Source organism: Candidatus Ancaeobacter aquaticus (genome assembly GCA_030765405.1).
Lineage (GTDB): Bacteria > Auribacterota > Ancaeobacteria > Ancaeobacterales > Ancaeobacteraceae > Ancaeobacter > Ancaeobacter aquaticus.
Genome location: JAVCCP010000023.1, coordinates 21,100 through 30,950, shown reverse-complemented (window position 1 = coordinate 30,950; position 9,851 = coordinate 21,100). Strand labels below are relative to the sequence as shown.

Here is a 9,851-nt window from a genome sequence, read left to right as displayed (position 1 = left end):
TCAGTTTTTATGTCAATAAAATACTTCAACGTCAATACGAATTTGCTCAAACAAGGCGTTTACCACTAAAATATCGTAAATAGAATGACTTATGGTGAGCTAAAATACTTTGTTGCGGAATTGCTGATTACAGGACATATTAGAGGTATTTAATTCTCTTTAAATGGCTTACACTGTTTCGATTTATGTTTCTTTGACAATAGGGAACCATTGCTACTCTACTTGAAATTTCTTTCTATAACATTATTCTTGTTCTTCACGCTCTCATTGTTTTTAGTGTTCAATAATATAGTTATTATCAACGCTAAAACAACAAATATGATCGCTAATATGAATCTTTTTCTCATTCCTCCGCCTATATTCTTTTTTTCAACGTATATGCTATCAGATTTTTTCTACAGGTACAATAGTTACCTAACTGATATACAGCAATTGTACAAGCATCAAAAACAACCGGAAACTCTTTGTCTCGTGCCTCACCGACACCCAATGTTATGTGCGGCCAAAACTTTTCATGGGCCGCAATCTCGGAAAAGTTCTTAATCCAGTGTAGCGACGCCGTCTCCTCTACCGCAGGCTGACACAACATTTCTATACAAGCATCGCGACCTATATACGACCGGAAAGAATCCATTACCTTTTCATGAAGCGATTGCAGCTTCTCATTATTTTTAATTTCGATACTTGATACTTTTTCACCAGTATTTATTGTGTTAACGGCAATACATGTAGCTTCTAATTGGAATGCTTGATATTCCTGTGCAATATTTTGCACTATATCTCTTGCTACACCAATATCTTTTTCAGGGATAACTCCCATAGCAAGCGAAATATGAGGCAGGCAATGTTTTTTATCTAACACTATTTTTTTAACGCCGCACTCTAAAAGCTTTTTGTTTAATTCTATTGCTCGTGATGTCATTTCTTCTGATGTCAAGAGCACTACATCGAATGCAATTTTCTTCATAATTCCTCAAAAAAATAGAGCCTGACCACTACAGCCAGACTCTATTCTCTTTTTTTAGATTTTTAACACTGTTATATCTTTGTTACATTGACTGCTTGTTCGCCTTTAGCGCCTTGTTGAATTTCAAACTCAACATTTTGTCCTTCGTCTAAAGTCTTGTAGCCGTCGCCCTGAATCGCACTATGATGCACGAATACATCACTGCCTGACTCAGGTGTAATGAATCCATAACCTTTTGTGTTATCAAACCATTTCACTGTTCCTTTTGGCATTGTTATTCCTCCTTTCTTAGTTTATTTGGTAAACAATAGCTGAAAATAAAAAAAACCCTCAAGGTGTATATTTCTCTGAACCTTGAAGGTTGAAATTCACACTCTCTTATTTACGAGAACCATTTTACATTACTCAGTTTATTTGTCAACCATATAATACAATTATTTTTTTGAGGCGTATCTTTCCTTTGAAAGGCTACGACATATCCACTTCTGTTATTTCCTGAAACTGTGAAACATACACATACTTTGAAACAATCAAACTGATAAGCGCGCAGTCAGGATCATCAACAAATGTTCTCAGTGACGGATGTTTTGCTAAAAACAATTCTCTATATTCATCTACTTGTTCTGATGCAATTTCCTGCGCCCTACCCATAATAGTCAGTGCGACAGCATGCTCAAAATCTTCTTCGGTATTTGTTCTGTTATCAACAAGGATTGTTACATCCGGATTATTTTGAATATTTATATATTTTCGCGTATTTCTCAGCGTTGCAAAAAGGGCAACTTTCAAATCTTGCGAATGAGAAACAGCGACAAGTGATGTGCACGGATAAATGTCGCCTGTAGTTGCAAGAACACCAAGTTTTTGTTTATTTAATACTTCTTTTACTTTTTCTTTCATACATCACTGCCCTTCTATCTGTTAAGCATCCAAATAGTATATGTAAGATAGGTTGCAAATGCAACCCAAACAGCATACGGAAAAAACAAAAGTGATGCAATCACCGAGGACTTCCATATAAGTATGATTAAAATAATGACGCTGATATCAAGCACAGCCGCTTCAATTATTGCGAGCCCGATAAGATGCTTGCCAAAAAAGATATAACACCACCCGATATTTAAAAGTGCGTTACACAAAAACATCGCGATAATAACCCAGAAAACAGTATTCCTTTCACTGGTGTTCCAGACGATAAGAGCGGCTATCGTTGAGAGTATAAATATAACGGTCCACACCATGCCGATAACCGACCCCGGTGGTGTCCACGCAGGCAGATTAATCGTTCTGTACCATTCCATACCGCTACTCGTAAAACACCCGCCGACAAATGCCGTGAGAAATGTGATGATCGGTATAAGTAAATAATTTAGCTTCATGGTTACTCCTTGCGCGGAACGAACAACTACCTTCCATCCCCCACCGCCCCGATTTATCGGGGCGGTGTAAAGCCATATTATTTTTAGTCACAACATCGTAATCGCTATGCGATTCCTGAGATCCCATTCCCCGTGATCCCCCCTAGATTTTCTCGGGCTTTGCCCTCCAAAATCGTAAAACAGGGGGGATAGTTTCCCCTCCGGGGACCAAAACCTTGGAAACGTTCCCCGTTTCCTAAGGGCGACTAAAGAAAATTCACAGTGCTTTGCCTGTGACTTTTCTAGTCTCACTACATTCCCTACACTCAATATTAACATTTACGTTTAGTGTTCCGCAGTTGCGACATACCCAGGTATCTTTTCGACTATTAAATATTGCCTTTATCATGTAGCGGATCCTTCTTATTGGCTTAGATTCAATAATGAGGTACACCGTTACACAAAACATTATAACGATAAACACAATGACATATACAATTGGGTTCCTGCCGGAATATACCTTATCTATATCTATACCGCTTGCTGCCATCCTTTGAGTAATCAGTTCTTTTGCTCTCTTATAACCGGTTATATCAAACTTTACTGTCTTTATTATTATAGGTGATGTAAGTCGATACAAACCATCCCAAAACTTCTCAAGTTTTTCAAGATACGATTTATAATATTTTGCAGCTTTATGTTTCTCACCTTTCTTGTCATAGGTAAGAGCTATAATAAAATCGACATGAAGATATTCAGGTACTAATCGGGAAGATTTTTTAAATTCAACTAATGCTTCGTCTGGTTTGTTCTTCTTTAATAAGTCAAATCCGGTAACAAGATGTTTTCCCAGGCGTTGGACTTTCCGCACTGCGGAGCTCTCATCACGTAAATCATTATATTGATAGTTATCAAAATACGTATAGGTAGACTTGTATTTTCTAAAGTTGAAATAATCTTGTTCATTAGTTAAAGATTCTCGTGCAAACACGGTGGAGGTTTGAATAAAGGTAACAGCCATAATTATAATAAGTAGTAAGTAGCGCATTGGTACGATATTTTACTCTTTTACTGTAAGTTTTCAAGACAATAAATGTCAGCACAGAAATCGCATCGCGATTTCGAAATAGAAAACACTTTCACCACGCAAACAACTAACCCCATAAAGTTATTGATATGATCATACTATTTTAGTAGACTCTAGGGCACTTGATATTGATCTAACGATAATCTTAAACACGTACGGAAAATATGACTACACATTCTCTTAAGTGGACAGCTAACCGCACAGTACGCTGTGCGTGTTTCATAGCTCTATCTTTCGTATTTCTCTCGCTAAACGGTTGTTTTTTTCGCTTAGGCCCTAATTATGCTCCCCCGCAAACAGCTGTTTCACCTGAGTGGTCTCAAGAAAATAACAATGATGTAAAAAAAGGACCGGGTCAATACCGTAACTGGTGGAGCGCTTTTAACGATCCTGTACTTAACGCGTTGATAGAAAAGGCGTACGAAGAGAATCTCACGCTACATGTCGCCGGCATACGTGTTTTGCAGGCACGAACACAGCTAGGGATCGCTGTTGGCAACTGGTTCCCACAATCACAGCAGGCTAATGGTTCCCTCGAACGGCAAAGCTTAAGTGCATATTCAACACAAGGTCTTTCCGCACCAACACATAACTTTTCACAAGCAGCTATTGGCGGGCTTGCAAGCTGGGAAATCGATTTCTGGGGGAAATTTAGCCGCGCAATAGAATCTGCAAACATGTCACTTATGTCAAGCGCTGCTGATTATGATAATACCCTCGTTACCCTTATTGCGGATGTTGCATCAACATATGTTTCAATAAGAACACTCCAAAAACGTCTTCTGATCGCACATGAAAACGTTACTGTACAGAAAGAAAGCCTAAAAATCGCTGAGACTCGTTTCAAAGGCGGAACCACTTCTGATCGTGATGTCGAACAGGCAAAAACCATACTTGCAAGTACTCAGGCTGATATACCTACTATAGAAACAAATTTGATCCAGGCAGTAAATCTCTTGAGTACACTGCTCGGTAAGCCACCTTTTATTATATCAGATTTTATCGGTGCTCAAGCAGTAAAGATCCCAACACCACAAGAACAGGTTGCGATAGGTATTCCCGCGGATCTTTTGCGCCGTCGGCCAGATATCCGTCAGGCAGAATATGACGCTGCCGCCCAATGTGCCCGTATCGGAATAGCAAAAGCTGATCTTCTTCCCGCTTTTAGTTTAAATGGATCGTTGAGCTGGAAAGCTTCAAACATGACTACTTTTCCACTAAGCAACATGTGGGATTATAATGCTTTCAGTGGCAGTATGGGGCCTTCATTTAAATGGAATATTTTAAACTATGGACGCATTATAAATAATGTACGTACGCAAGACGCTCTGTTCCAGGAAAAACTGCTCTTATATCAAGATAAAGTTTTGCAGGCACAAAGAGAAGTTGAAAACGCGTTAACCGGTTTTGTAAAATCACAGCAGCGTGCATCGTTTCTCTTGCAAAGTGTTTCCGCAGCTAAACGGTCGACCGATCTTGCAGTAATCCAATATCAACAAGGTATGACCGACTTTACCACTGTTCTGACTGCACAGCAGGAATTGTTATTACAACAGAATAATCATGCCGTTGCACGGGGTGCTATCTCTCAAAATCTGGTGTCGATGTATCGTGCATTAGGCGGCGGATGGGAAATACGGGAAGGAAAAGATTTTGTACCTACTTCGATTCAAACAAAAATGAAGGAACGTACATACTGGGGAAATCTACTGAAACCGAAAGTATCCGAAACTGATCCGGTAGAAGCTTCAAAACCGGTTATCCGTTTACCTGATATGTAGTGAGACTTGCCAATCTCACAATGTTGTCACTTGTGAGATTGGCAAGTCTCACTATCCCCCCTGTTTTATGATTTTGGAGGCGAAGACCGAGAAAATCTAGGGGGGGGGATTACACAGAATGGGAGCAGAAAAATTCATCGACGCGGTGAATTTTTGGAATTTAAAATTTTACTTATTTGGGGGGGCAATGACAATAAAAAGAAATTTAACCTTTATTATAACATTAATACTTCTTTCCCCAATCGCATTGACATCGTGCGGGAAAAGCAATAAATACAAATCTCCGCATCCCCCTAAAGTAACGGTCAGCAAACCCGTTGAGAAAGCAATTACCGAATACATTAATTTTACCGGTAATACCTCGTCAATAAACACCGTACAGTTACGTGCACGTGTAGAAGGATATCTCGAAAAAGTTTTCTTTCAGGATGGTGCTACAGTAAAGAAAGCCCAGCAGCTTTTTTTGATCCAGCAAAATACGTATGAGGCAAAGCTCAAGGCTGCTAATGCAGAGATCCTTGTGCAAAAAGCAAACCTCGAACACGCACAAACTGAATATGACCGCTATAGCGACCTGGTAAAAAAAGCCGCTGCATCACAAACTGACCTCGATAAATGGCATTATCAAAGAGACGCGACCGCAGCAGCTGTTATGCAAGCGGAAGCAAATAGAGACCTTGCCCAGCTAGATCTTGATTATACAACAGTCAATGCGCCGTTTGACGGAAGAATTGACCGTCGCCTAAAAGATCCGGGAAACCTTGTTGGTTCAGGAGAAAAAACTGTCCTGGCCGAAATCAATCAGATCGATCCGATCTATGCCTACTTTACGATCAGTGAAAGAGAGCTTTTGCGTATCAGGGATGAAAACAAGGAACTCAAAAGAAGCGTCGATAGAGACTGGAAAGCGCCTGTATCTATGGGGTTAGCAAATGAAAAAGGATACCCGCATCAAGGATTTTTAGATTTTGAAGCAATTACAATTGACCCAAATACCGGAACACTGCTCTTACGTGGAATATTCGAAAATCCTAAGGGGCTCCTTATTCCCGGATTCTTTGCTCGTATCAGAGTGCAGATCAAAAAAGATGTTCAGGTAATACTTGTTCCGCAGAAGGCTGTTGGATACGATCAAATCGGCCCTTATGTGTATATTGTAAATGACAACAATATCGTTGAGCGTCGCACTGTAACACTTGGACAGGATAAGGGTGATATGCAGGTTATTCAAGATGGACTCAATGGACAAGAATCAATAATCATCGAAGGTCTTTTGCGGGCGTACCCCGGTCGGAACGTCACACCGGTCGATGCGGCTGAGAGCAACCCCGGAGAATCCAAGTAATGATATCAAAATTTTTTATTGAGCGGCCGATATTCGCAAATGTTATTGCCATCATCACTGTTCTTGTTGGCGCAGTAGCCCTCTACAATCTGCCCGTAGCTCAATATCCGGACATTGTTCCGCCGACAATCCAGGTAACGACGCGATATCCCGGAGCAAGCGCGGAAGTAATTGCAAAAACAGTCGGCATTCCCATTGAGCAGGCGGTAAATGGTGTCGAAGACTCTATCTACATGTCTTCTGTTAGCGGCAGCGACGGCAGTTACACCCTTACCGTCACATTTGACATCGGAACAAACTTAAATACATCTCTTTCTCTCGTGCAAAACATGGTAAACGTTGCGCTAGCACAGCTGCCAGACGTTGTGCAAGTCCAGGGTATAACTGTTCGAAAAGTAAGCACTGATATTCTTATGGTGATTTCACTCTATTCTGACGATGACCGATACGACGAAACCTTTATGACTAATTACAGTATCATCAATCTGGAAAACCCTATGGCTCGTTTACCCGGCATCGGGCAGGTAAAGCCAGTAGGTGCAGGTCCGTACAGCATCCGTGTATGGCTCGACCCAAATAAACTACAGAATTTCAAACTCACCACTCTTGATGTTGTAAACGCTATAAAGAGTCAAAATGTTCAAGTTGTAGCCGGACAGCTCGGAGCCCCTCCTGTACCGAAAGATCAGGCAATGCAGTTTACCATTAATGCATTAGGAAGACTCTCAGATGTTCCCCAGTTTGAAGATATCATTATTCGCAGTGTACGAGGTGAAACAGCTCAGATTGTGCGGGTACGGGACGTCGCACGGGTTGAACTCAGCCAGCAATATTTTATGAATTTTTCCCAATTGTCAGGACATAAAGCAGGTCACATTCTGGTCTATTCATTACCGGGTGCAAATGCAGTGGCTGTTGCAAAAGATGTTCGTAAAATAATAGCCCAAATGAGTCATGATTTTCCTGAAGGACTCAAATACGCCATCTGTTATGACACAACAATATTCGTAAATCAGGCAATAAAATCTGTGTACGACACATTATTTTTGGCAGGAATATTGGTATTACTCGTTATCATGGTATTCTTACAAAATTGGCGGGCAACTTTGGTCCCGGCAACAACTATACCGGTTACTATCATCGGTGCTTTTGCCGCTATGGCAATGCTGGGCTTCACCATTAATCTTATGACACTGTTCGCCATTATCCTGGCAATAGGTATCGTGGTCGATGACGCCATAGTCATCGTTGAAAACGCTTCTTATCATATTGAAAAAGGTTTATCTCCTAAAGACGCATCCATAAAAGCGATGAAAGAACTTACCGGCCCTGTTATGGGTATTACGATTGTTCTCATTGCAATCTTTATTCCTGCTGCTTTTATGCCGGGAATTACCGGCCAGCTTTTTAGGCAATTTGCTTTGGTTATCGCCTCTACCGCGATTATCAGTGCGTTAAATGCATTAACACTAAAGCCTGCGCAGTGCGCTTTATACCTTAAACCTGTTGTGCAAAAAGAGCGCAATTGGTTTTACCGCTGGTTTAATATAGCATTTAAAAGTGTTGAAGATATGTACATGAGCATAATTAAGCGTATGGTAGCTCAACCCAAACGTATGGTTATTTTATTTTTTATCATTATCAGCTTGGCTGGCTGGGGTTTTGTGACTCATCCAACAGGTTTTTTACCTGATGAAGATCAAGGATTTTGCATAGTAATGGCTACTCTTCCGGCAGGCGCGTCACAGCCAAGAGTAAGAGAAGTTTCTAAACAGGCAGATAAAATTCTTAAAAGAACTCCGGGAGTAGAATCGTGGGTGACAATAGGAGGATTTTCATTCTTAGACGGAGCTAATGTTTCAAATGTTTTCTCGGCATTTGTTAAATACAAAGACTGGGAAAAACGCGGAAAGAAAGAAACACAAAAACGTATTGTCGATACGCTTAATTATGAGTTTTCTCAGGTTCAGCAAGCGGTAATATTCACAATGATCCCGCCACCGATTCGCGGATTGGGATCGGCAAGCGGTTTTCAAATGATGATTGAAGATCGCGCTTCACTAGGGCTCACCGAGCTCGCAAAAGTGACAAGAGAACTTATACGTGCGGCAAACAGCCAGACGGGGCTCTCAAGAGTTAACACCACGTTTAACGCTGATAGTCCACAGTTATATTTGAATATAGACCGTGTTAAAGCAGAGTCGCTAAACATACAACTTTCGGCTGTTTTTAATACGTTACAATCATATCTTGGCTCTGCATATGTCAATCTTTTCAACAAGTTTGATCAGGTATTCCAGGTATATGTACAAGCAGATGCTCAGTTCAGGGTAAAGCCTTCAGATATCAAAGACCTTTATGTCCGTAACTCCAAAGGAGAAATGGTCCCGCTCGGTACACTGATGGACGTTCTTCACATGCTCGGCTCAGAGCTCGTCACACGCTACAACATGTATCCTGCTGCATCAGTATACGGACAAGCCGCGCTGGGATTCAGTTCCGGTCAGGCAATGACACTGATGGAACAGGTAGCTAAAAAGAATCTTCCCAGCGAGGTAAAATACGATTGGACTGCAACAACGTACCAGCAAAAAAAAGTTGGATCACAAGCATATTTTATTTATGCCCTGTCAATTATTCTTGTTTTTTTGGTGCTCGCCGCACAGTATGAAAGCTGGACAAGTCCGGCGGCAGTTATCCTGGTAGTCCCTATGGCACTTGTAGGTGTATACCTTGCACTCCTTATTCGCGGTTATGACAATAATCTCTACACGCAAGTGGGGCTGGTTCTGATGATAGCACTTGCATGTAAAAACGCTATTCTAATTGTTGAATTTGCACGCGACCTTCATAAAGATGGAATGAGCATACAAGACGCCGCTATTGAAGGTACACGGCGAAGATTCCGCGCCATTATAATGACCTCTTTTGCATTTATTCTCGGAGTGATGCCGCTGATGTGGGCAGGTGGAGCAGGTGCAGCAAGTCAGAGAGCGATTGGCACCGTGGTTGTCGGAGGAATGCTTTCATCTACGCTCCTTGCGTTACCCTTTGTCCCTGTATTCTACGTGGTCATGCAGCAAATGAGTGAACGATATGCAGAAAAACATAAGGACAAAGAATAAAACCTGTTTTTTTACGAAGCCTCATCTACTACTTGCGTGCTTTTCAATACATCTTCATAAAAATTCTGATCCACTGTTAATCAGCGTGTAATAATGTACCAGTTATCAGCGTGAAAAATGCACCACTTCTGGAAGGGAAAAACGTTATGCTAACCTCTAAGGAGAGTAGCTAAAATGATAAAACCGGA

The 9,851-nt window shown here is 41.1% G+C and carries 9 protein-coding genes; 3 read left to right on the top strand and 6 right to left on the bottom strand.

Translation table 11 applies throughout. The features are described 5' to 3' along the window. Nucleotides 1-218: 218 nt before the first annotated feature. The 6 genes from P9M13_02490 to P9M13_02465 form a co-directional block, all read right to left on the bottom strand. Nucleotides 219-347 (bottom strand): hypothetical protein, encoded by a 129-nt coding sequence (locus P9M13_02490; GenBank protein MDP8262156.1) that lies wholly within the window; start codon nt 345-347, stop codon nt 219-221. An 8-nt stretch (nt 348-355) separates the two neighbouring features. Further along, on the bottom strand, nt 356-967 hold the full coding sequence (locus P9M13_02485; GenBank protein ID MDP8262155.1) for a hypothetical protein: 612 nt from the start codon (nt 965-967) through the stop codon (nt 356-358). Between the two features lie 71 nt (nt 968-1,038). Beyond that, nucleotides 1,039-1,245, bottom strand: coding sequence for a cold-shock protein (locus P9M13_02480; protein ID MDP8262154.1), 207 nt, complete (start codon nt 1,243-1,245; stop codon nt 1,039-1,041). 190 nt (nt 1,246-1,435) lie between these two features. Next, nucleotides 1,436-1,867 (bottom strand): pyridoxamine 5'-phosphate oxidase family protein, encoded by a 432-nt coding sequence (locus tag P9M13_02475; protein ID MDP8262153.1) that lies wholly within the window; start codon nt 1,865-1,867, stop codon nt 1,436-1,438. A gap of 14 nt (nt 1,868-1,881) precedes the next feature. Beyond that, nucleotides 1,882-2,346: a TspO/MBR family protein gene (locus tag P9M13_02470; GenBank protein MDP8262152.1), complete on the bottom strand. Its 465-nt coding sequence runs from the start codon at nt 2,344-2,346 to the stop codon at nt 1,882-1,884. A 256-nt stretch (nt 2,347-2,602) separates the two neighbouring features. Then, complete coding sequence (locus P9M13_02465; protein ID MDP8262151.1) at nt 2,603-3,373, bottom strand: hypothetical protein; 771 nt, start codon at nt 3,371-3,373, stop codon at nt 2,603-2,605. Between the two features lie 203 nt (nt 3,374-3,576). Between P9M13_02465 and P9M13_02460 the strand changes: the two genes are divergently transcribed. The 3 genes from P9M13_02460 (at nt 3,577) to P9M13_02450 (ending at nt 9,663) form a co-directional block, all read left to right on the top strand. Next, a complete protein-coding gene (locus tag P9M13_02460) occupies nt 3,577-5,193 on the top strand; it encodes an efflux transporter outer membrane subunit (GenBank protein MDP8262150.1) in 1,617 nt (538 codons plus the stop codon). Between the two features lie 187 nt (nt 5,194-5,380). Then, nucleotides 5,381-6,538, top strand: a complete 1,158-nt coding sequence (locus P9M13_02455; protein ID MDP8262149.1) for an efflux RND transporter periplasmic adaptor subunit — start codon at nt 5,381-5,383, stop codon at nt 6,536-6,538. Next, a complete protein-coding gene (locus P9M13_02450; GenBank protein MDP8262148.1) occupies nt 6,538-9,663 on the top strand; it encodes a multidrug efflux RND transporter permease subunit in 3,126 nt (1,041 codons plus the stop codon). Before P9M13_02455 ends, P9M13_02450 begins: the two co-directional genes overlap by 1 nt. Nucleotides 9,664-9,851 lie beyond the last annotated feature (188 nt).